At 60.1% G+C, this 21,351-nt stretch carries 18 protein-coding genes, 4 tRNA genes and 1 pseudogene; 12 read left to right on the forward strand and 11 right to left on the reverse strand.

Annotated elements, in window-relative coordinates; translation table 11 throughout:
- The first annotated feature begins 154 nt into the window (after nucleotides 1–154).
- The 4 genes from acs (at nucleotide 155) to AD666_RS15555 (ending at nucleotide 6,571) form a co-directional block, all read left to right on the forward strand.
- Complete coding sequence (gene acs / locus AD666_RS15540) at nucleotides 155–2,092, forward strand: acetate--CoA ligase (RefSeq protein WP_053153525.1); 1,938 nt, start codon at nucleotides 155–157, stop codon at nucleotides 2,090–2,092.
- A gap of 115 nt (nucleotides 2,093–2,207) precedes the next feature.
- Nucleotides 2,208–3,224 carry a class I SAM-dependent rRNA methyltransferase gene (locus AD666_RS15545; RefSeq protein WP_053153528.1) on the forward strand — a complete coding sequence of 339 codons (1,017 nt, stop codon included), beginning with the start codon at nucleotides 2,208–2,210 and terminating at the stop codon, nucleotides 3,222–3,224.
- Between the two features lie 118 nt (nucleotides 3,225–3,342).
- Entirely contained in the window at nucleotides 3,343–6,273 is a 2,931-nt protein-coding gene (locus AD666_RS15550; RefSeq protein WP_053153531.1) for a DUF748 domain-containing protein, read from the forward strand.
- A 1-nt stretch (nucleotide 6,274) separates the two neighbouring features.
- Nucleotides 6,275–6,571, forward strand: coding sequence for a DUF2845 domain-containing protein (locus AD666_RS15555; protein ID WP_053153534.1), 297 nt, complete (start codon nucleotides 6,275–6,277; stop codon nucleotides 6,569–6,571).
- 211 nt (nucleotides 6,572–6,782) lie between these two features.
- On the opposite strand, the gene AD666_RS15560 is transcribed toward AD666_RS15555, so the two are convergent.
- Nucleotides 6,783–7,139, reverse strand: coding sequence for a BON domain-containing protein (locus AD666_RS15560; protein WP_053153537.1), 357 nt, complete (start codon nucleotides 7,137–7,139; stop codon nucleotides 6,783–6,785).
- Between the two features lie 286 nt (nucleotides 7,140–7,425).
- Complete coding sequence (locus AD666_RS15565; protein ID WP_053153540.1) at nucleotides 7,426–7,848, reverse strand: pilin; 423 nt, start codon at nucleotides 7,846–7,848, stop codon at nucleotides 7,426–7,428.
- 223 nt (nucleotides 7,849–8,071) lie between these two features.
- Between AD666_RS15565 and pilB the strand changes: the two genes are divergently transcribed.
- From pilB to yacG, 5 genes are read left to right on the forward strand one after another with little or no spacing between them, the layout of a single operon-like run.
- On the forward strand, nucleotides 8,072–9,772 hold the full coding sequence (gene pilB / locus AD666_RS15570; protein WP_053153543.1) for a type IV-A pilus assembly ATPase PilB: 1,701 nt from the start codon (nucleotides 8,072–8,074) through the stop codon (nucleotides 9,770–9,772).
- A 2-nt stretch (nucleotides 9,773–9,774) separates the two neighbouring features.
- Complete coding sequence (locus AD666_RS15575; RefSeq protein ID WP_053153546.1) at nucleotides 9,775–10,992, forward strand: type II secretion system F family protein; 1,218 nt, start codon at nucleotides 9,775–9,777, stop codon at nucleotides 10,990–10,992.
- A gap of 1 nt (nucleotide 10,993) precedes the next feature.
- On the forward strand, nucleotides 10,994–11,863 hold the full coding sequence (locus AD666_RS15580; protein ID WP_053153549.1) for an A24 family peptidase: 870 nt from the start codon (nucleotides 10,994–10,996) through the stop codon (nucleotides 11,861–11,863).
- The gene (coaE, locus tag AD666_RS15585) at nucleotides 11,863–12,486 is read left to right on the forward strand and encodes a dephospho-CoA kinase (RefSeq protein ID WP_053153551.1); all 624 of its coding nucleotides are present in this window, start codon (nucleotides 11,863–11,865) and stop codon (nucleotides 12,484–12,486) included. The genes AD666_RS15580 and coaE overlap by 1 nt, the downstream gene beginning before the upstream one ends.
- Nucleotides 12,483–12,689 carry a DNA gyrase inhibitor YacG gene (gene yacG / locus AD666_RS15590; RefSeq protein ID WP_053153554.1) on the forward strand — a complete coding sequence of 69 codons (207 nt, stop codon included), beginning with the start codon at nucleotides 12,483–12,485 and terminating at the stop codon, nucleotides 12,687–12,689. The genes coaE and yacG overlap by 4 nt, the downstream gene beginning before the upstream one ends.
- Here yacG and AD666_RS15595 read toward each other — a convergent pair.
- Entirely contained in the window at nucleotides 12,686–12,901 is a 216-nt protein-coding gene (locus AD666_RS15595; protein ID WP_003185533.1) for a hypothetical protein, read from the reverse strand. The genes yacG and AD666_RS15595 overlap by 4 nt on opposite strands.
- A gap of 63 nt (nucleotides 12,902–12,964) precedes the next feature.
- Nucleotides 12,965–13,651, reverse strand: coding sequence for an energy-coupling factor ABC transporter permease (locus tag AD666_RS15600; protein ID WP_053153557.1), 687 nt, complete (start codon nucleotides 13,649–13,651; stop codon nucleotides 12,965–12,967).
- A 126-nt stretch (nucleotides 13,652–13,777) separates the two neighbouring features.
- Between AD666_RS15600 and AD666_RS15605 the strand changes: the two genes are divergently transcribed.
- From AD666_RS15605 to AD666_RS15615, 3 genes are all read left to right on the forward strand, one after another.
- On the forward strand, nucleotides 13,778–14,404 hold the full coding sequence (locus tag AD666_RS15605; protein ID WP_024779575.1) for a DUF1780 domain-containing protein: 627 nt from the start codon (nucleotides 13,778–13,780) through the stop codon (nucleotides 14,402–14,404).
- A gap of 68 nt (nucleotides 14,405–14,472) precedes the next feature.
- A complete protein-coding gene (locus AD666_RS15610; RefSeq protein ID WP_053153560.1) occupies nucleotides 14,473–14,646 on the forward strand; it encodes a DUF3094 family protein in 174 nt (57 codons plus the stop codon).
- 95 nt (nucleotides 14,647–14,741) lie between these two features.
- Entirely contained in the window at nucleotides 14,742–16,040 is a 1,299-nt protein-coding gene (locus AD666_RS15615) for an NAD(P)/FAD-dependent oxidoreductase (RefSeq protein WP_053153563.1), read from the forward strand.
- A 137-nt stretch (nucleotides 16,041–16,177) separates the two neighbouring features.
- Here AD666_RS15615 and AD666_RS27025 read toward each other — a convergent pair whose 3' ends face one another.
- The 7 genes and pseudogenes from AD666_RS27025 to clpB form a co-directional block, all read right to left on the reverse strand.
- Entirely contained in the window at nucleotides 16,178–17,041 is an 864-nt protein-coding gene (locus tag AD666_RS27025) for a methyl-accepting chemotaxis protein (RefSeq protein ID WP_371259600.1), read from the reverse strand.
- Nucleotides 17,033–17,803 (reverse strand): annotated as a pseudogene (locus AD666_RS27030) (MCP four helix bundle domain-containing protein); the annotation flags it as partial. The pseudogene AD666_RS27030 and the gene AD666_RS27025, both read right to left, overlap by 9 nt.
- 146 nt (nucleotides 17,804–17,949) lie before the next feature.
- Nucleotides 17,950–18,026, reverse strand: a tRNA-Pro gene (locus tag AD666_RS15625).
- Nucleotides 18,027–18,120: 94 nt separating this feature from the next.
- Nucleotides 18,121–18,196 (reverse strand) — tRNA-Lys (locus AD666_RS15630).
- A 5-nt stretch (nucleotides 18,197–18,201) separates the two neighbouring features.
- Nucleotides 18,202–18,278, reverse strand: a tRNA-Pro gene (locus AD666_RS15635).
- Nucleotides 18,279–18,285: 7 nt separating this feature from the next.
- Nucleotides 18,286–18,361 (reverse strand) — tRNA-Asn (locus AD666_RS15640).
- A gap of 307 nt (nucleotides 18,362–18,668) precedes the next feature.
- A complete protein-coding gene (gene clpB / locus AD666_RS15645) occupies nucleotides 18,669–21,233 on the reverse strand; it encodes an ATP-dependent chaperone ClpB (protein WP_053153569.1) in 2,565 nt (854 codons plus the stop codon).
- Nucleotides 21,234–21,351: the final 118 nt, after the last annotated feature.

Genomic DNA, 21,351 nt, shown 5'->3' on the forward strand with positions numbered 1-21,351 from the left:
CCGTATCAACCTGCGTGTTGAATGTGACGGCGTCATCGCGAGCAAGCTTCGCTCCCACCGGGCTCGCTCCCACAGTCATTTGTGCATGGCTTGAACCCTCCGGCGAGTGGGCGCATCTTTATGACTTGTCGCAAAACAAGAATAAGGAACCGCCATGCTCGATATCAGCCAGTTCCCCCAAGCCGATGCCGTCCGCCGGGCTGCGCAACTGAGTCAGGACGAATACAAGCGGCTCTACAAGGAATCCATCGAACACCCCAGCACCTTCTGGGCCGAACAGGCCACCCGCTTCCTCGACTGGATAACGCCTTGGCAAACCGTCCAGCGCTATGACCTCAAGACCGGGGATGCCACCTGGTTCGCCGGGGGCAAGCTGAACGTCAGCGCCAATTGCATCGACCGCCATCTCGAAAAACGCGCCGACCAGACAGCAATCATCTGGGAAGGCGACAATCCCGCCGAATCGGCGGAAATCTCTTACCGAAAACTCCATCATCATGTGTGCCGCCTGGCCAACGTGCTGAAAAGTCGTGGGGTCAAGAAAGGCGACCGGGTTTGTATCTACATGCCAATGATTCCGGAAGCGGCCTATGCGATGCTCGCTTGCTCTCGCATCGGCGCGGTGCATTCGGTGGTGTTCGGTGGCTTTTCGCCGGACTCGCTGCGCGATCGGATTCTCGATGCCGATTGCCGCACGGTGATCACCGCCGACGAAGGTGTGCGGGGAGGACGGTCCATACCGCTCAAGCGCAATGTCGACCAGGCACTGGAAAGCTGCCCCGACGTCAGCACCGTCCTGGTGGTCGAGCGCACCCAGGCCGAGATCAGTTGGGTCGAAGGCCGTGACCTCTGGTATCACCAGGCCATGCACGACGCCAGCGACGACTGCCCGCCCGAACCGATGGATGCCGAGGATCCGCTGTTCATTCTCTACACCTCCGGCAGCACCGGAAAACCCAAGGGCGTATTGCACACCACCGGCGGCTATCTGCTGCAGGCCGCAATGACCTTCAAGTACGTACTGGACTACCGCGACAACGAGGTGTTCTGGTGCACCGCCGACGTCGGTTGGGTCACCGGCCACAGTTACATCGTCTACGGCCCGTTGGCCAACGGTGCCACCACGCTGATCTTCGAAGGTGTACCGAGCCATCCCGACAGTTCGCGCTTCTGGCGGGTGATCGACAAGCATCAGGTCAATATTTTCTACACCGCACCTACCGCCCTGCGCGCGCTGATGCGCGAAGGCATCGAGCCACTACAGAAAACCTCCCGCAAGAGCCTGCGACTGCTCGGCAGTGTCGGCGAGCCGATCAATCCGGAAGCCTGGGAATGGTATTTCAACAAGGTCGGCGAGCAACGCTGCCCGATTGTCGATACCTGGTGGCAGACCGAAACCGGCGGCATCATGCTCAGCCCGCTGGTGAGCCAGCAACAGCTCAAACCGGGCTGCGCCACCCGGCCGATGTTCGGCGTACAACCGGTACTGCTGGATGAAGCGGGCAAGGAAATCAGCGGTCCCGGCAGTGGCGTACTGGCGATCAAATCCAGCTGGCCCGGTCAGATCCGTAGCGTCTACAGGGACCATCAGCGCATGGTCGATACTTACTTCAAGCCCTATCCCGGCTATTACTTCACCGGCGACGGCGCCCGTCGCGACGAGAACGGCGATTACTGGATCACCGGGCGCATCGATGACGTGATCAACGTCTCCGGACATCGCATTGGTACCGCCGAGGTGGAAAGCGCCCTGGTCCTGCACGACAGCATCGCCGAGGCAGCGGTCGTCGGCTATCCCCATGACCTCAAGGGCCAGGGCATATACGCCTTCGTCACGCCCATGAACGGGGTCGAGGCCAACGAGGAGCTGAAGAAGGAACTGCTGGCCCATGTCAGCAAGGAAATCGGCAGTTTCGCCAAGCCGGAACTGATCCAATGGGCGCCGGCGCTGCCCAAGACCCGGTCAGGCAAGATCATGCGACGCATCCTGCGCAAGATCGCCTGCAACGAACTGGACAGCCTCGGCGATACCTCGACTCTGGCCGATCCGAGTGTGGTGGAGGGGCTGATCGACAAGCGCTTGAATCGCTGAACGCTCAACGGCGACTCTCCCCACCTTGTGGGAGCGAGCCTGCTCGCTCCCACAAGGACCATACCCGTCATTACTGCTAAACTCCCGCGCCTCATTTCTCTAAGGCGCGCTTGGCATGTCTTCCTTGAATCAGGCGCTGCGCGCCGCCCTCGACCAGCGTCATGATCTGCTCGGCCAGTTGCAGCAGCAAGGCACCGATTGCTACCGGCTGTTCCATGGCAGCCAGGAAGGCGCACCGGGCCTGACCGTCGATCGCTACGGCCCGCAGCTGTTGGTGCAGAGTTTTCATGAGTCACTGGAACGCGATGCCTTGTTGCACATGCACGACATCGTCAACCAACACCTGGGCCTGGACACGCTGCTGGTCTACAACGACCGCGCCCGGGGCAATTCACGGATAGACCGCCAGGACGCCGTCTACCAGGCTGACGAGGCCGCCCTGCAAGACCTCGTCGGCCACGAATGGGGTCTTAATTATCGCGTTCGCGGGCGCCATGCCGGACAAGACCCGTTGCTGTTCCTGGATCTGCGCAACGCCCGTGGCTGGGTCAAGGCACACAGCCGGAACAAAAGCGTGCTGAATCTGTTCGCTTACACCTGCGGGGTTGGCCTGAGCGCCGCGGCCGGTGGCGCGCGGGAGGTATGCAATCTTGACTTCGCCGAAGGCAACCTCGCCGTGGGTCGGGAGAACGGCCTGCTCAATCCGGGTTTACCGCCCATGGAGTTCGTGCAATCCGATTACTTCCCGGCGATCCGCCAGTTGGCCGGCCTGCCCATCAGCCAGCGACGCGGACAGAAATTACCGAGCTATGTGCGCCTGGAACCTCGCCAGTACGACCTGGTACTGCTGGACCCACCGGCCTGGGCCAAGAGTGCTTTCGGTACCGTCGACCTGCTGCGTGACTACCAGAGCCTGCTCAAACCGGCGCTGCTGACCACCGCTGACGATGGCGTGCTGATCTGTTGCAACAACCTGGCGAAAGTCTCCATGGATGACTGGCGCGAACAGGTGCTGCGCTGCGCGGGCAAAGCCGGCCGACCTGTGCGGGAATGGAGCGTGCTGACGCCCGGCGACGATTTTCCCTCCAGGGACGGGAATCCGCCGCTCAAGACACTGGTCCTTCAGTTCTAAGCCAACCTCCGCAGACCTACGGAAAAAACGGACAAATCCGATAAATCTCAGTGGTTTCGGAACCGTAAACGCATGCCATACTCCAAGGCACTCCGATTCACACCAGACGAAGCCACACATGTCCAAAGGATTGAAGCGCGCTTTCGCCGCACTGCTTATCGCACTGGCCCTCTACAGCCTGCTGGGGTTTCTGATATTGCCGGGCATCGCCTTGCGGATCGCCAACCAGCAACTGGCCAGCCATGCCACGGTGCCGGCCCAGCTCCAGCGCATCGAACTCAATCCATTCAGCCTTGAAGTCACCTTGTGGGGGCTGAATGTGGGCGAACCGGGCAAGGAGCAGGTCGGCTTCGAACGGCTGTACGCCAACCTGCAAGTCGACAGCCTGTGGTCCGGCGCCCTGCACCTGGCCGACATCGAGCTCGACAAGCCCAAGACCGAGATTGTGTTCGCCAAGGATGGGCAACTGAACCTGCTGGGCCTGTTCAAATTACCGCCCAGCGAGCCTGCTCCGGCGAACCCGGACGCCAAGCCGTTTCCCCTGCGGGTCGATAGGATCAAGCTCGCCACCGGATATGTGCATTTCCAGGACCTGCGCCCCAGCGAGCCCATCGAGTTCCTTTACGACGCGCTTGATTTCGAACTGAAGAACCTCAGCACTCTGCCCGACGACAGCGCCGACATGACCCTGGTTGCCGCCGGGCCCGAAGGCGGGAAAATCGACTGGACCGGCAATTTCAGCCTTTCGCCAATCGCCTCCGAGGGCAAGCTCAAGGTCACCGATGGTCAGATGAAATTCTGGTGGCCCTATGTACGCGATGCGGTCCCCCTGGTGTTGGAAAACGGCATCGTCAACCTGAGCACCGACTACAAACTCAACCTGGCCAAGGGCACCGAACTGCTCTTGAGCAACGCTGCCGTCAGCGTCGCGCCCTTCGCCATCAAGTCTCCCGATGGTCGTCCACTGGCCAGGCTCGAACGCCTGGATGTCAGCGAAACCACGGTGGACCTGGCCAAACAGCAAGTGCTGGTGGGCAAAGTCCGCAGCCAGAAACTGGAAACCTGGGCGGCCCGGGAGGCGGACGGTCAACTGGATTGGCAGAAATTGTTCGCCAGCCAGCCGGCGAAGCCCCAGGTCAAGGTGGAACCGGCATCGGCGCCGGCAGCCGCCGACTCCCCCAAACCCGAACCCGCTCCGCCGAGCAAACCATGGCAGGTCCTGTTGAAGGACGTGCAATTGCGCGACTACCAGGTGCACCTGGCCGATCGCCAGGCCCAACCCGCCGTGGCGCTGGACGTCGGCCCGCTGAACCTCGACCTGCAGAACTACGACACCCTCAACGGTTCGCCCTTCACCCTCAAGCTGGACACCGGCCTGGGTAAACAAGGCAAGATCCTGGCTGACGGCGAAGTCAACCTGAACCCGGTCAGCGCCAGACTCAAGGTCAAGACCCAGGATATCGACTTGCGCGTCGCCCAAGCCTACATCAATCCTTTCATTCGGCTGGAGCTGCGCTCCGGGATGCTCGGCAGCGACCTGGCGGTAGATCTCAAGGGCATCGACCCGCTGGCGTTCGCGGTCACCGGTCGCGCCCAGGTCGACCAATTGCACACGCTCGATACTCTCAAGACCCGTGACTTCGTCAAATGGCAAAGCGTGGTCGTCGAGGGCCTCAACTACCAGCATGGCGACAGCCTCTCCATCGACAAGGTCAACCTGTTCCAACCCTACGCGCGCTTCATGATCAACGACGATCGCACCACCAACGTCGATGATCTGCTGATCCCGCAACCGCCCGACAGCGCGAAGAACACGGCGGCCAAACCGGCGTCCCAAGGGAAGCCGCTGGGTATCCACATCGGTGCGATTGCCATCAATGACGGCTCGGCCAACTTCGCCGACTTCAGCCTGACGCCAAATTTCGCCACCGCCATCCAACAGCTCAACGGCCAGATCGGCACCATCGACAGCCGCCAGGCCAAACCGGCCAGCGTAGACGTCAAGGGCAAGGTCGACCGCTATGCCCCGGTCACCATCAAGGGGGCGCTCAATCCGTTCGACCCCATGGCCAGCCTCGATATCGCCACCAGCTTCAAGCGGGTCGAGCTGACAACCCTGACGCCCTACTCCGGCAAATTCGCCGGGTATCGCATCCGCAAGGGCCGGCTCAATCTCGATTTGCATTACCGCATCACCCAGGGCCAGCTCCAGGCCGAGAACAAGGTGGTGGTCGAGCAATTGCAATTGGGCGAAAAGGTCGACAGCCCGGACGCCGTCAGCCTGCCGTTGAAGCTGGCCGTCGCCCTGTTGAAGGATTCCGAAGGCAGGATTTCCATCGAGTTGCCCGTGTCCGGCAACCTCAACGATCCGCAGTTCAGCGTAATGCCGATCGTCTGGCAGACTCTGCGCAATCTCGTGGTGCGGGCGGCCCAGGCACCGTTCAAGCTCATCGGCGGGTTGGTGGCCGGTGGTGGCTCCGAGGACCTGGGCAGCGTGGCGTTCGCACCGGGCTCCAGCGAGCTGAGCAAGGAAAACGAGGGTGTGCTGCTCAAGCTGTCCGAAGCGCTTGGTAAACGTCCGGAACTGCGCCTGGAGATCGAAGGCACCGCCGCCGAGAGCAGCGATGGTCCATTGCTGGCCTCCCAGCGCCTGGAGCGTGAGTACCAGTACAACTACTACAAGATGCTGCAACGTCGGGGCGATAAAGTTCCGGCCAAAGCGTCGTTACTGGAAGTTCCGGAAGACGAAAAGGCTCCGCTGCTGGAAGGCATCTACCGCACCCGCCTCAAGACACAACCGCCGGTCGAATGGTCGCAACTGGATAAAAAAGCCCGTATCGAAAAACTGCGCGAAGGGGTCATCAAATTCTGGAGCGGCAGCGAGGTATTGCTGCGCGAACTGGGCCAGGAACGGGCGAGCAGCATCAAGGACTTCCTGGTGGACAAAGGCAAACTGGCCGACGACCGTGTCTATTTTATCGACGCCAGCCTCGGCCAGGCCGAAAGCGATGGGCGCGTGATCACTCCCATGCACCTGGACGCCGAATAAGATGAAACGCTCTTGCTGGCTCTCCCTGGGTTTGTTGCTGGTTGCGAGCCAGGCACCGGCGGCCGACACGTTGCGCTGCGGCAGCCAGTTGATCAGCGTCGGCGACCGCTCCAGCGAAGTGCTGCAAAAATGCGGAGAACCGGCGGCTCGGGATGACCTGGGCTATAAGCGCAGTGTCAATCGGCGGGAAGAGTACCCGGTGGAAGAATGGACCTATGGGCCCAACAGCGGCATGTACCAATACCTGCGCTTCGAGGGTAATCGATTGGTACAGATCACCAGCAAGCGTGGGCGCTGAACCGCAACCGCTTCATGGCAAACAAGGTTGATGTCTGTTCCACCGCAGTCTTTGAATAGCCTATGCAGAATAGAACAGGCCCCCGGCAACGCCGGGGGCCTGTGGACGGCCACCTCCCTGTGGCCTTTCGCATGAACTCCAAAGCAACGGCAAACGTATGACTCAGCCCGTTTGCCGTGCCTTCTCCCGGTCCAGGCGAGAAGTCTTGGCGTTATTCGGCCTTCAGACCATCAGCCGATACGTCTTGCACGCCTTTGATTTTCTTGGCAATCGCCACGGCGGTTTCCTTCTGAGCCTTCGTTACAGCGACGTCCGAAGACAGAGATACAACGCCTTTGTTGGTTTCAACCTTGATATCGGTGCCTGGAATGCCTTTTTCAGTGACCAGGTCCGCTTTGACCTTGGTGGTGATCCAGGTGTCTTTGGTTTCTTCCTTGGCTTTCGTAACTTCGCCAGCAGCCAGCATCATTGGAGCCTGCGTCGCTTGAACGTTCTGGGCAAATGCGGCGTTAGCCATGGTCAGGGTCAGTGCGGTAGCAGCAGCGGCAGTGATAGCGAACTTCTTCATACGAGTAACTCCTGTTTTTCTCAGAAACTGCCGGGAAATGCAGTCCGGCAGGGCTGTCAGGAGTAGTGCGAAGGGTGTGCCAGTTTTTTATTTCAAAAAAAATCTATAAAAATCAACAATTTAAGCGAAACGGTATTTTACGGAATCATGCAAAATGCATGACCCGTCGATTTTGTACATGCAACATGCGGGTTTCGGCCATGGCTTAAGCCACTGAATTGCAGAGCATTTTCCTACAACAAAAAACCCCGCTAAAAGCGGGGCCGGTCAGACCAACCTTTATGCCTCAACCACCTGCAGCGGCACCGGTGCAGCCCTTGGGAGCGTATTCCTGCTCAGCCGTGGTGGCGCATGTCCATACCCCGGTTCCCGAACGACTCAGCGTAATCGTCTTGCCCACCACCGGACCCGGCGCATTGAGGATGGTGCAGCCAATGGTGCCAACCCCTGTAGAGGCAACACCCGAGGCAGTGGTGGTGCAGTTACTGGTCGTTGCCGTCCCGCCAACAAGTTCGAGGGTCGGGTTGGTACCCGAATTGATCGTGTCCTCGAACGGCACCTTCAACGCAGTGATCTCCGCCAGGCCCGCCGTCACCTTGGCCCGCGCCTGGTATTTGGAATATTGCGGCAACGCAAAGGTCGCCAGGATGCCGATGATCGCCACGACGATCAGCAGCTCGATCAGGGTAAAGCCACTCTGCTTGTTCATAGACATCTCCATACATGAGGTGGAGTCTCATGGTTGGGGCAGCCGTTGCAGGGCACATGCCAACCGTCCGGAGCCATGCCCACCGGGGGTTCGGGGCCACAGAAGCCTTGCGCCCCATCCCTACAACCGCACTATCTGACATTTTTTGTCACCCCAACCCGCTGGTTTGGTGTTGATGCTTGACTAGGCTATAAGTCATGAACTGTCTGCGTCCGGGATCCCCATGAATGACATCGCCCTCAGCGGCCTGACCAAGCAACTGGTGCTGGCCGAACTGCTCACCGAACAAAGTGCGCAACAGGCGCATCAACAGGCCCAACGCAATCGCATGCCCCTGGTCAGTTATCTGGTGCAGAACAAACTGGTCCAGAGTCGCCAGGTTGCGGAGATCGCCTCAGAACACTTCGGCGTCGCCCTGCTGGACCTCAACAGCCTCGACAAGGAGGCCCAGCCTACGGGCCTGGTCAGCGAGAAACTGGTTCGCCAGCACCATGCGCTGCCGCTGTGGCGACGGGGCAACAAACTGTTCGTGGGCATTTCCGACCCCACCAACCACCAGGCTATCAATGACATTCAGTTCAGTACCGGCCTGACCACCGAAGCCATCCTGGTGGAGGACGACAAACTCAGCGATGCCATCGAAAAGTTCTTCGAATCCAGTACCACAGGCCTGGAAGGCATGGGCGATGTAGACCTCGATGGCCTGGACATCGAGTCGGGCGATGACCACAAGCAGGACGCCATCGCCGGCCTGGACGCCGACGATGCGCCGGTGGTGCGCTTCGTCAACAAGATGCTGCTGGATGCGATCAAGGGCGGCTCTTCCGACCTGCATTTCGAGCCTTATGAAAAATCCTACCGTGTGCGGGTCCGCACTGATGGCATGTTGCGCGAAGTCGCCCGACCGCCGATCCAGTTGGCGACCCGCATCGCCGCGCGCCTGAAGGTCATGGCCAACCTGGATATTTCCGAACGGCGCAAGCCTCAGGACGGGCGGCTGAAAATGCGCTTGTCGAAAACCAAATCCATCGATTTCCGGGTCAACACCCTGCCCACGCTCTGGGGCGAAAAAGTGGTGATTCGGATTCTCGACCCCTCCAGTGCGCAGATGGGCATCGACGCCCTGGGCTACGAACCGGACCAGAAAGAGCTGTACCTGGCGGCCCTCAAACAACCGCAAGGGCTGATCCTGGTAACCGGGCCGACCGGCTCGGGCAAGACCGTCTCGCTCTACACGGGGTTGAATATCCTCAATACCGTGGACATCAACATTTCCACAGCCGAAGATCCGGTGGAAATCAACATGGAAGGGATCAACCAGGTCAACGTGAACCCACGCCAGGGCCTGGACTTCGCCCAGGCGCTGCGCTCGTTCCTGCGCCAGGACCCGGATGTGATCATGGTCGGTGAGATCCGCGACCTCGAAACAGCCGAAATTGCCATCAAGGCGGCCCAGACCGGGCACATGGTGTTGTCGACGCTGCACACCAACAGCGCTGCCGAAACCTTGATCCGTTTGCAGAACATGGGCATTCCCGGCTTCAACATCGCCACGGCGGTCCACCTGATCATCGCCCAGCGGCTGGCGCGCAAGCTGTGCAGCCATTGCAAGAAGGCCATCGAGATTCCCGAAGAGACGTTGCTCAAGGAAGGTTTTCCCCGGGAACGCATCGGCTCGTTCACGATCTATGAGCCGGTCGGTTGCGAACAGTGCAACAACGGCTACAAGGGACGCGTGGGGATTTATGAAGTGGTCAAAAACACACCCGAGCTGCAACGGCTGATCATGGCCGAGGGCAACTCGCTGGAAATCGACCTGCAAATGCGCAAGGACGGCTTCAACGACCTGCGCGCCTCCGGGCTGCTCAAAGTGATGCAAGGAGTGACCAGCCTCGAAGAAATCAACCGGGTCACCAAGGATTGAGCATGGCGGTCAAGGCAGTCAAAACCGATACCTATACGTGGGAAGGCAAGGACCGCAAGGGCACGAAAATGTCCGGCGAGCTGGCCGGCCAGAGCCCGGCACTGGTCAAGGCACAATTGCGCAAGCAAGGCATCAATCCGGAAAAGGTGCGCAAGAAGTCCGCCTCGATATTCGGCAAGGGCAAGCGCATCAAGCCGCTGGATATCGCCCTCTTCACCCGCCAGATGGCCACGATGCTCAAGGCCGGCGTGCCGTTGTTGCAGGCGTTCGACATCATTGGCGAAGGCTTCGACAACGCCAACATGCGCAAGCTGGTGGATGAGGTGAAACAGGAAGTCGCCGCCGGCAACAGCTTCGCCGCGTCGTTGCGCAAATGCCCGCAGTATTTCGATGAGTTGTATTGCAACCTGGTGGACGCCGGTGAACAGGCCGGCGCACTGGACACGCTGCTGGATCGGGTTGCCACCTACAAGGAAAAGAGCGAAGCCCTCAAGGCCAAGATCAAGAAAGCCATGACGTATCCGACGGCCGTCATCCTCGTCGCGGCGGTGGTCACGGGCATTCTGCTGGTCAAGGTGGTGCCACAATTCGAATCGGTGTTCGCCGGGTTCGGCGCCGAGCTGCCGGCGTTCACGGTTATGGTCATCGGCCTCTCGGAGTTCATGCAGCAATGGTGGTGGCTGCTGCTGGGTGGCCTGGTGGGCGGCTTTTTTGGCGTGAAGTACGCGCTCAAGCGCTCCCAGGGGTTTCGTGACTGGCGCGATAAATGGCTGCTCAAGCTACCGCTGGTAGGTGCCCTGATGTACAAATCCGCGGTGGCCCGCTACGCCCGCACGCTGTCCACGACTTTCGCGGCCGGCGTGCCGCTGGTGGAAGCCCTGGACTCGGTTTCCGGCGCCACCGGCAATGTAGTGTTCAAACGTGCCGTGCAGCGCATCCGCCAGGATGTCTCGACCGGCATGCAACTGAATTTCTCCATGCGCGCCTCAGGCATCTTTCCGAACCTGGCGATCCAGATGACTGCCATCGGCGAGGAATCCGGCGCGCTGGACGACATGCTCGACAAAGTGGCGAGCTTTTATGAGGCCGAAGTGGACAATCTGGTGGACAACCTCACCAGCCTGATGGAACCCTTCATCATGGTGATCCTGGGGGTGGTGGTCGGCGGCCTGGTGGTCGCGATGTACTTGCCCATCTTTCAACTCGGCTCTGCGATCTGACATGCCCCTGACCGAATTCTTCGTGCTGTATCCCTTGGCCTTCGTGCTGGCGGCGCTACTGCTCGGGCTGATTGTCGGCAGCTTTCTCAACGTCCTGGTGTGGCGCCTGCCCAAGATGCTCAGCCGCGAGTGGCGGCTGCAAGCCCACGACTTGCTCGGCCTGCCCGCCGAAACGCCCGGCCCGGCCTACAACCTGGTGTTGCCTCACTCCCAATGCCCCCATTGCGGACACCGCATTCGAGCCTGGGAAAATATTCCGCTGCTGAGCTACGTGGCGCTGCGCGGGCGTTGTTCCAGCTGTGCAACCCCCATTGGCAAGCGTTACCCATTGACCGAACTGGCCTGCGGCGCATTGTCGGCGTTTGTCGCCTGGCATTTCGGCTTCGGCTGGCAGGCCGCGATGGTGATGGTCCTGACCTGGGGCCTGCTGGGCATGAGCCTGATCGATGCCGAGCATCAATTACTGCCCGACACGCTGGTACTGCCGTTGTTGTGGCTGGGCCTGATCGTCAACAGCTTCGGTGTATTCGTTTCGTTGAACGAGGCGATGTGGGGCGCGGTGGCCGGTTACCTGGCGCTGTGGTCGGTGTTCTGGGTATTCAAGCTGATCACCGGCAAGGAAGGCATGGGCTATGGCGATTTCAAGCTGCTGGCGATGCTGGGGGCCTGGGGCGGCTGGCAAATCCTGCCTCTGACGCTGTTATTGTCTTCCCTGGTGGGTGCCGTCGTCGGCATTGTCATGCTGCGCATGCGGGATGCGCCGACATCGACTCAGATCCCCTTCGGACCTTATCTGGCGATTGCCGGCTGGATTGCCTTGCTCTGGGGTGGTCAAATAACGGACTTTTATTGGCAGTCTGTCGGTTTTTAATGAACACCTCTTTGGAAAAACCCTGGATCCTCGGCCTGACCGGCGGCATCGGCAGTGGCAAAAGCGCGGCGGCGCAGCACTTCATCGACTTGGGTGTACACGTCGTCGACGCCGATCACGCAGCACGCTGGGTCGTCGAACCAGGGCGCCCGGCGCTGGCGGAAATCACGAGGCATTTCGGCCCCGGCGTGTTGCAGACCGGCGGCGCCCTCGACCGTGGGGCGCTGCGCACACTGATCTTTGAAAATGCCGAAGAACGGCGCTGGCTCGAAGCCTTGCTGCACCCGTTGATAGCCGATGAGATCGCGCACCACTTGGCCTTGGCACAATCGCCGTATGCGATTCTGGTATCGCCGCTGCTGATCGAGTCGGGACAATACGCCATGACCCAGCGGATCCTGGTGATCGATGCCCCGGAACAGCTGCAGATCGAACGCACCTTGCAGCGCGACCAGACCAGCGAACAGCAGGTCCAGGCCATCCTCAAGGCGCAGTCTACCCGTCAGGATCGCCTGAGCCATGCAGACGACGTGGTGGTCAACGACCGCGACCTCGCGTGGCTGCACGCCGAGGTCGAACGCCTGCATCACTTTTACCTTACCTTGCGTGGAGGCCAGTCATGAGCCAGACCCCAATCGTCAATTGCCCAACCTGCGGCGCACCTGTGGAATGGAGCCCGGAGAGCAAATTCCGGCCATTCTGTTCCGATCGCTGCAAACTGATCGACCTGGGCGCCTGGGCATCGGAAGAGCACAAAATCCCGGTCAGCCCGGATGCCGAGGATGAGCTGTTCAGCGAGGACTTCAATCCTCGCTCGCACCACTAAGGCCGCATAAAACCGTAATCCTGTTCATCGTCGAGGTTCTCCGCCAGGAAACTCAACTCATCGGCCAGGTCTTCAACGCTGCGCACTGTCTTGCTCTGTTGCACGATTGCACTGAGCAAGGCACGCAGGCTCAAGCCTGGATCGAAGCCGATTTCCATCGCCGCGTCGTGACTGCGCCTGATCTCTTGTCTCGCCCACTCATAAACACTCATGGCTGTGCTCCTGGAAATTTTCCAGAGCATGAAGCGCCACTGCCTGCCCGGCCTTGATGTGAATCAAGGCTTATCGTCATCCTTCCAGGGCGCCGACAGATAGCGCGTGCGGTTGAACGTCTCGAGCCATTCGGGACTGAATACCACCAGGGCGCTGACCACCATGCCGTTGATGAAGGCCTCGGGAAAAATGATCAGCCAGAGGTAGCCGACGAAATCGCCCAACCAGTACGGCATGGCGAATACCCCGTCGTACCACAGCAAGCCGAGCCCCAGCAGCAGGCACAGCAACGCCGACAGAGCAGCGGCAAGAAACCCCGAACAAAAGATGTACACGAACAGATTACGCGGCTGGGCACGCTCCACCAGGATCGCACAGCACTCGGTGACCAATACCGGTAACAGGACCAGCAACACACCGTTGACACCCATCGCCGCCATGTCCTGGCGCCCCAGCAGCACCAGCCCAAGCTGTGCAGAAAGCCCGCCGAGGATTGCCAGCGGCCAGTCCAGCAACAGCGTTACCGCCGTCATGCCGATGAAGTGATACGAGACGCCGGTCTCGAAATCCCGTCGCACCAGCCATAACATGAACAGCGACAGCACCGTGCCGAACAGCAGGTGCTGACGACGGCTGTCGGTGAACAGCTCGACCCAGGGCGCCCGCCACACCGCCCAGGCGAGCATCGGCACATAAATCAGCCAGCCAACCGCCAGTGTCTGTGGTGAGAGCAGTTCAGCTCCGATCATGGACTACACCTTTCGCCTGCCCTCGCGTCACTTGAGGGTTCAATCCGGCAGTCTACACCCCACCTCCCCTCCATTAATCAACGCAACGCTTTCAGCTTGTCGCAATTGAACGCTAAGCTTGGGCTCATGGATGATTCCGATTACTTACGCCTGCTGACCATCGCGGCCGAGCAAGCCAACGCCTTTCTCTCCAATGCCCGCAAATGGGAGCGTGAGCGTTGGGTCTGCCAGCGGCTGTTGCAGGGGCTGAACGTGCCCTATCGCGCCGATGAGTTCACCCCCGCGGGGGAGCCGCCGGACGTATTGTTCCGTGATGCGAACTTCGAGGTGTTTTTCGTCCTCGACGAAGGTCGTCGCCTCAATGATGAATGGCGCGACGAACTGCAACGCCGCCGCAGTGCCTTTTCCCTCAGCCAATTGGTACGCCGCGAGGCCAAGCCCAGGCGGATCCCGGCCAACGAGTTCCTGTTGAGACTGGCGCCGACCTTGCGCAAGAAAGCCCACAACTACACAGAGCGGGGCATGGACCTGGGGGAGCTGGACATCATCGCGTTTGCCAGTCTCAAGCGTGAAGTGCTGGACCTCAACAGCCACTTCCCGCCCCCAACCGAATACCTGCGCCAGGGCTGGCGCTCGCTGTCGCTGGTGGGGCCGACCTTCGCCCGGGTGCTGTTCGCCCATCCCGACGCGCCGGATTTCCTGCGAGGCAACCTGGGTCGCAGCATCGTGTTCGATGTCGGGATCAGCTTGTGAAGTCTCATGCCCGGATACATTGCCTGTAACGTCTGTACACTTCGTAACGTCTACCTGACGAGGCCTTTATGACGAGCCGCCTGAACCCCGAAGACCAGAAGCATGTCGAAGAGTACCTGCAACTGTCCCAGCACCGAGTCGAGCGCCGGCCTTTCCGGCCGTGGTTGCTCCTGGTGGTGGTATTGGCCGTGACCATCGGCCTGGGTCTGTTGAGCCGACTGATCAGTTACCTGACGCTTTGAGCAGGTATCGTGCCTCACAACAGTGTTGTGAGGCACGACACCTATGCTCGCGAGGGTAACGGCACCGATTTCCTTTAGCCTTGCGAGATATCCCCATGACTCACCGTATCGTTATCGTTGGCGGCGGCGCCGGCGGCCTGGAGTTGGCTACCCGCCTGGGTAAGACCCTGGGCAAGCGCGGCACGGCCAGCGTGATGCTGGTCGACGCGAACCTGACCCACATCTGGAAACCGCTGCTGCACGAAGTGGCCGCCGGCTCTCTCAACTCCTCCGAAGACGAACTCAATTACGTCGCCCAGGCGAAATGGAACCACTTCGAGTTTCAGCTTGGACGCATGAGCGCCCTGGACCGGGAACGCAAGCGCATCCAACTGGCCGCCACGTATGACGAGGCTGGCCTGGAACTGTTGCCGGCCCGGGAATTGAGCTACGACACTCTGGTGATTGCAGTCGGCAGCACCACCAATGACTTCGGCACCGAGGGCGCGGCGCAGCACTGCCTGTTCCTCGATACCCGCAAGCAGGCCGAACGCTTCCACCAGCAGTTACTCAACCATTACCTGCGCGCCCACGCCGGCCAGACAAACACCGAGGAGCGGATCAGCGTTGCCATCGTCGGTGCCGGGGCCACCGGCGTCGAACTGGCGGCCGAGCTGCACAATGCGGCCCATGAGCTGGCGGCCTATGGCCTGGACCGGATCAAGCCGGAAAACATGCACATCACCCTGATCGAGGCCGGGCCAAGGGTGCTACCGGCATTGCCCGAGCGCATCGGCGGCCCGGTGCACAAGACCCTGGAAAAACTGGGGGTCAACGTGATGACCAATGCCGCCGTCGGCCGGGTCACCGCCGACAGCCTGATCACTGTCGATGGCAACGTGATCGACGCGAGCCTGAAAGTCTGGGCCGCCGGGATTCGCGCCCCGGAATTTCTCAAGGACATCGACGGACTGGAAACCAACCGGATCAATCAGCTATTGGTACTGCCGACCCTACAGACCACCCGCGACGAGAACATCTTCGCCTTCGGCGATTGCGCGGCCTGCCCGCAACCGGACTCCGACCGCAACGTACCGCCCCGTGCCCAGGCTGCGCACCAACAGGCCTCACTGCTGGCCAAGTCTCTGAAACTGCGGATCGAAGGCAAGGCGCTGCCGCACTACAAGTACACCGATTACGGTTCGTTGATTTCCCTGTCACGGTTTTCGGCGGTGGGTAACCTGATGGGCAACCTCACCGGCAGCGTAATGCTCGAAGGCTGGCTGGCGCGGATGTTCTACGTGTCGCTGTACCGCATGCACCAGATGGCGCTGTACGGCATGTTTCGCACGGCCATGCTGATGCTGGGCAGCAAGATCGGGCGCGGGACCGAGCCTCGGCTCAAGTTGCACTGAGCCTTACACGCCGCTTTAGTGAGCAAGCCCGCTCCCACAGTGGAATGCAATCCCTGTGGGAGCGAGCCTGCTCGCGATGACGGCGGTACAGTCAACATCCAGGCTCGACCAGAATCACTACCCGAGCCTGCCATCAATCACACCTGAAACCGCTGCACCATTGTGCGCAGCGAGTTCGCCAGTTGCGACAGCTCATGGCTGGAGGCACTGGTCTGGTCAGCGCCCGTGGCCGAGCGCACGGACAGATCACGAATATTCACCAGATTGCGATCCACTTCGCGGGCCACCTGTGCCTGTTCTTCCGCGGCACTGGCGATCACCAGGTTGCGCTCGTGAATCTCATTGACCGACGCCGTGATGGTCTGCAACGCCTCCCCTGCCCGTTCCGCCATCGCCAGGGTGCTGGCTGCGCGAGAGGAGCTGGCCTGCATGGAGTCCAGGGCCTGGGTGGCACCGGTGCGCATGCCCTGAACCATCTGCTCGATTTCCTGGGTCGATTGCTGCGTGCGATAAGCCAACGCCCGGACTTCGTCCGCCACCACCGCAAAACCGCGACCGCTTTCGCCAGCCCGTGCGGCCTCAATGGCCGCGTTGAGCGCGAGCAGGTTGGTCTGCTCGGCGATGGCCCGGATCACGTCCAGGACCTTGCCGATATCCTGCGACTGGTTCGCCAGGGACTGCACCAGGCCACCGGTCACTTCGACATCGTTGGCGAGGGCGCCAATCGCGTCGACCGTGTCGCTGACCCGCTGCTGCCCAAGGGACGCCGATTCGCTGGACTGGCGCGTGGCATCGGAAGTGGACACCGCGTTGCGCGCCACCTCTTCGACAGCAGTGGTCATTTCGGTGACAGCGGTGGCGGCCTGTTCGATTTCGTTGTTCTGCTGTTGCAGGCTCTGAGTACTGTCGAGGGTGACCACGTTCAGCTCATCGGCCGCCGTTGCCAGCTGCGTCGCCGAGCCACTGATGCTTTGCAACGTATCACGCAGGTTTTGTTGCATGGTCGCCAGCGCCTTGAGCAAGCGGCTCACCTCATCGTTGCCATGGGTTTCGATCGGCCGGGTCAGGTCCCCTTTGGCCACGCTCTCTGCGGCATTCAGTGCCTCGCCCAAGGGCTTGACGATGCTGCGCGTCAGCAGCATCGCCAAGGCCACCGTCGCCAGCGCAGCCAGCACAATGAACAGGGTGACGATCATGCGGGAATTGGCGTAGTGCTCCTGGGACTTCTGGCTCTCGATGGAGACTTGTTTGGAGAACAGCTCCGCCAGATCGTTGAGCTGCTTGCCGGAACCGTCCACGACGGTCTTCATGTCCACCAGCAGCAGCTTGATCAGTTCATCCCGACGCCCCTGCTCGGCGAGGGTGAAGGATTGCGCGATGCCCGCACGGTAGGCGGCAAACGTCTGCTTGAACTGGTCATAGAGCGCTTTGCCTTCAGGCGTCACGACGAGCCGTTCGTAACTGGCGATCTTTTCGCTCAGCTCCTTGTCGCGGGTGTCCATTTGTCCCCGGTAGACCGAAGTGTTCTTCGGATCCTGGTCAAGGGCCATGCGCAGGGAAATGGTGCGAATGCGCAGCATCAATTCACGTATCTCGTCACCGCCGCGAATGCTCGGCAACCACTGGGTTTCAACCGCGACCTCACTGTCGCGGATGCTCGACATCTGCCCCAACGCAAACACCCCGAGCAGCGCCACCAACAGGGCGATCAAGGCAAAACCCAACGCGGCACGGCGGGCGATATTCATCTGACGAAGAAACATAGTGGAATGCCTTTTTTATTGTTGGCGTGAAGTGGGGTCGAATCCCTGTCGGCGGTTTATCGGCTGGTTGTACGACAACTTGAAGCATTGCGCTTTTTCACAGGCAAAAAAAATCCCCGTATCTTTCGATACGGGGATTTTCTATATGGTCGGGGTAAGGGGATTCGAACTCCTGACATCCTGCTCCCAAAGCAGGCGCGCTACCGGACTGCGCTATACCCCGGTAAAAAAAAGGCGACCTTCGCAAGTCGCCTTCCTCGATCAGCGCTTTTGGCCTCTGATCTTGAGATTCGATTCCAGCGAACTGGTTTCAAAAATGGTGGGTCGTGTAGGATTCGAACCTACGACCAATTGGTTAAAAGCCAACTGCTCTACCAACTGAGCTAACGACCCAAATATGGTCGGGGTAAGGGGATTCGAACTCCTGACATCCTGCTCCCAAAGCAGGCGCGCTACCGGACTGCGCTATACCCCGATTGAAATGGCTCCGTGACCAGGACTCGAACCTGGGACCCAATGATTAACAGTCATTTGCTCTACCGACTGAGCTATCACGGAACTGATATTTCAAGTTGCAACATTGAAGCCTGTCGAATCTCGCTTCAACCTCTTCTACTCGTCTGCATCGCTGCGTTCGTGTGTCTGAGGCGCGCTATTCTACAATCTTCAAAACCGCTGTCAACCCCCTAAATTGCTTTCAAGACAATGATTTGCAACTTGTTTTGGATTCCTTCCCGATGAGAAGTAACCCGTGGGTGACTGACTGCGGGGCGCACTTTACAAGCCTTTTCCTTTGAGTTCAACGGCCTGATGAAAAAAATGGCCTCGCAATGCGAGGCCATTCGATCAAAGCACGTGCAAGCTGTCAGTTGAAGACGATTTCGTCGTTCTCCACTGTGCCAGTCACGGTTTCACCGGGCATGAAGCGCCCGGACAATATCAACTGAGCCAACGGGTTCTCGATCCAGCGCTGAATCGCACGCTTGAGCGGTCTTGCGCCATACACCGGGTCGTAACCCACGGCAATCAGCTTGTCCAAGGCTTCGTCGCTCAATTGCAACTTCAGCTCGCGCTCGGTGAGGCGGCTGCGCAGACGGCCCAACTGGATTTCGGTGATACCGGCGATCTGATCACGGGCCAGCGGTTCGAAGATCACCACTTCGTCGACCCGGTTGATGAATTCCGGGCGGAAGTGCGTGGAGATCGCGTCCATCACCGCGGCACGCTGCGCCTCGCGATCCCCCACCAGCTCCTGGATCTGGGCCGAGCCCAGGTTGGAGGTCATCACAATCACGGTATTGCGGAAGTCAACCGTACGCCCGTGACTGTCGGTCAGGCGCCCGTCTTCCAGCACCTGCAACAGGATGTTGAATACATCCGGATGCGCCTTCTCGACCTCATCGAGCAGGATCACCGAGTACGGTTTACGCCGCACGGCCTCAGTCAGGTAGCCGCCCTCTTCATAACCGACGTAGCCCGGTGGGGCACCGATCAGCCGCGCCACGGAATGCTTCTCCATGAACTCGGACATGTCGATGCGCACCATGGCTTCTTCGGTGTCGAAGAGGAATTCGGCCAGCGCTTTGCACAATTCGGTTTTACCGACACCGGTCGGGCCGAGGAACATGAACGAACCGCTTGGACGGTTAGGGTCCGAAAGCCCCGCACGGGACCGACGCACGGCATTGGACACGGCCACGACGGCTTCTTCCTGACCGATCACACGCTGGTGCAGCAGGGTTTCCATCTTCAGCAGTTTGTCGCGCTCGCCTTCGAGCATTTTCGACACCGGAATGCCCGTCCACTTGGACACCACTTCGGCAATTTCTTCCTCGGTCACCTTGCTGCGCAGCAACTGGTTTTCACTCTTGCCGTGCTGATCGACCATTTGCAGGCTGCGCTCCAGGTCCGGGATCACCCCGTACTGCAGCTCGGCCATGCGGTTGAGGTCGCCTTTACGACGAGCCGCCTCCAATTCCTGGCGCGATTGCTCGATCTTCTGCTGAATCTGCGCAGAACCCTGGACTTCGGCTTTTTCCGAGTTCCAGACTTCCTCCAGATCGGAATATTCGCGCTCGTGACGGACGATCTCTTCCTGCAGTTTCTCCAGACGCTTCTTCGCCGCTTCGTCGCTTTCTTTCTTCAAGGCCTGGGATTCGACCTTGAGCTGAATCAGGCGCCGCTCCAAGCGATCCAGCACCTCCGGCTTGGAGTCGATCTCCATGCGGATACGGCTGGCCGCCTCATCGATCAGGTCGATGGCCTTGTCCGGCAACTGGCGGTCGGTGATGTAACGATGGCTGAGCTTGGCCGCCGCGATAATCGCGCCATCGGTGATCGCCACCTTGTGGTGCACCTCATAGCGCTCCTTCAGGCCGCGCAGGATGGCAATGGTGTCTTCCTCGCTCGGCTCGTCCACCAGCACTTTCTGGAAGCGACGTTCAAGGGCCGCGTCCTTCTCGATGTATTGGCGGTACTCGTTGAGGGTGGTCGCGCCGACGCAATGCAACTCACCACGGGCCAGCGCGGGCTTGAGCATGTTGCCGGCATCCATCGAACCTTCGCCCTTGCCGGCACCGACCATGGTGTGCAGTTCGTCGATGAACAGGATGATCTGCCCTTCCTGCTTGGACAGCTCGTTGAGCAGGGCCTTGAGCCGTTCTTCGAACTCGCCACGGTACTTGGCACCGGCAATCAGCGCCCCCATGTCCAGGGACAACAGGCGCTTGCCCTTGAGGCCGTCCGGCACCTCGCCGTTGATGATGCGCTGGGCGAGGCCTTCGGCGATGGCGGTCTTGCCGACGCCGGGTTCACCGATCAGCACCGGGTTGTTCTTGGTGCGACGCTGCAACACCTGGACCGTACGGCGGATTTCGTCGTCGCGGCCGATGACCGGGTCAAGCTTGCCCTCCTCGGCGCGCTTGGTCAGATCGACGGTGTATTTGTCCAGCGCCTGTCGGGACTCCTCGTGGTTGGCGTCGTTTACCGCTTCGCCGCCACGCAGGTTGTTGATGGCATTTTCCAGGGCTTTCTTGCTCACACCCTGGCCAAGCAACAATTTGCCGAGCTTGCTGTTCTCGTCCATGGCGGCGAGCAGCACCAGTTCGCTGGAAATGAACTGATCGCCCTTCTGTTGGGCCAGACGGTCGGCCTGGTTGAGCAGCCGCGCCAGATCCTGGGACATATTCACGTCGCCGGTGGGGTTCTGGATCTTGGGCAAGTGGTCGAGTTCTTTCGCCAGCTCTTTGCGCAGGCTGTTGACGTCAAAGCCCACCTGCATCAGCAGCGGCTTGATGGAACCGCCCTGTTGTTCGAGCATGGCCTGCATCAGATGCGCCGGTTCGATACCGGGATGGTCCATGCCGACAGCCAATGACTGGGCGTCGGACAAGGCCAATTGCAGTTTGCTGGTTAAACGGTCAATACGCATAGGGTCACCTTCCTTTAAAGCAGGCCGGACCTGAAAACCATCCTGAATGAAGAAACCTGCCAGATACCGTTATAGATGTGGTCGATTCTGGAAGTTTCAAGCAACGCGCTATTGATGT

Source organism: Pseudomonas sp. Pf153, assembly GCF_001269775.1.
Lineage (GTDB): Bacteria > Pseudomonadota > Gammaproteobacteria > Pseudomonadales > Pseudomonadaceae > Aquipseudomonas > Aquipseudomonas uvaldensis.

What these genes read in the sequence shown, in the direction of transcription:
- AD666_RS15610 (WP_053153560.1), top strand. Translation starts at nt 14,473, where the DNA reads ATGACGAGCCGCCTGAACCCCGAAGACCAGAAGCATGTCGAAGAGTAC.
- AD666_RS27025 (WP_371259600.1), bottom strand. Translation starts at nt 17,041, where the DNA reads ATGCAACAAAACCTGCGTGATACGTTGCAAAGCATCAGTGGCTCGGCG.
- pilB (WP_053153543.1), top strand. Translation starts at nt 8,072, where the DNA reads ATGAATGACATCGCCCTCAGCGGCCTGACCAAGCAACTGGTGCTGGCC.
- AD666_RS15545 (WP_053153528.1), top strand. Translation starts at nt 2,208, where the DNA reads ATGTCTTCCTTGAATCAGGCGCTGCGCGCCGCCCTCGACCAGCGTCAT.
- AD666_RS15555 (WP_053153534.1), top strand. Translation starts at nt 6,275, where the DNA reads ATGAAACGCTCTTGCTGGCTCTCCCTGGGTTTGTTGCTGGTTGCGAGC.
- coaE (WP_053153551.1), top strand. Translation starts at nt 11,863, where the DNA reads ATGAACACCTCTTTGGAAAAACCCTGGATCCTCGGCCTGACCGGCGGC.
- clpB (WP_053153569.1), bottom strand. Translation starts at nt 21,233, where the DNA reads ATGCGTATTGACCGTTTAACCAGCAAACTGCAATTGGCCTTGTCCGAC.
- AD666_RS15550 (WP_053153531.1), top strand. Translation starts at nt 3,343, where the DNA reads ATGTCCAAAGGATTGAAGCGCGCTTTCGCCGCACTGCTTATCGCACTG.
- AD666_RS15580 (WP_053153549.1), top strand. Translation starts at nt 10,994, where the DNA reads ATGCCCCTGACCGAATTCTTCGTGCTGTATCCCTTGGCCTTCGTGCTG.
- AD666_RS15600 (WP_053153557.1), bottom strand. Translation starts at nt 13,651, where the DNA reads ATGATCGGAGCTGAACTGCTCTCACCACAGACACTGGCGGTTGGCTGG.
- AD666_RS15605 (WP_024779575.1), top strand. Translation starts at nt 13,778, where the DNA reads ATGGATGATTCCGATTACTTACGCCTGCTGACCATCGCGGCCGAGCAA.
- AD666_RS15595 (WP_003185533.1), bottom strand. Translation starts at nt 12,901, where the DNA reads ATGAGTGTTTATGAGTGGGCGAGACAAGAGATCAGGCGCAGTCACGAC.
- yacG (WP_053153554.1), top strand. Translation starts at nt 12,483, where the DNA reads ATGAGCCAGACCCCAATCGTCAATTGCCCAACCTGCGGCGCACCTGTG.
- AD666_RS15560 (WP_053153537.1), bottom strand. Translation starts at nt 7,139, where the DNA reads ATGAAGAAGTTCGCTATCACTGCCGCTGCTGCTACCGCACTGACCCTG.
- AD666_RS15615 (WP_053153563.1), top strand. Translation starts at nt 14,742, where the DNA reads ATGACTCACCGTATCGTTATCGTTGGCGGCGGCGCCGGCGGCCTGGAG.
- acs (WP_053153525.1), top strand. Translation starts at nt 155, where the DNA reads ATGCTCGATATCAGCCAGTTCCCCCAAGCCGATGCCGTCCGCCGGGCT.
- AD666_RS15565 (WP_053153540.1), bottom strand. Translation starts at nt 7,848, where the DNA reads ATGAACAAGCAGAGTGGCTTTACCCTGATCGAGCTGCTGATCGTCGTG.
- AD666_RS15575 (WP_053153546.1), top strand. Translation starts at nt 9,775, where the DNA reads ATGGCGGTCAAGGCAGTCAAAACCGATACCTATACGTGGGAAGGCAAG.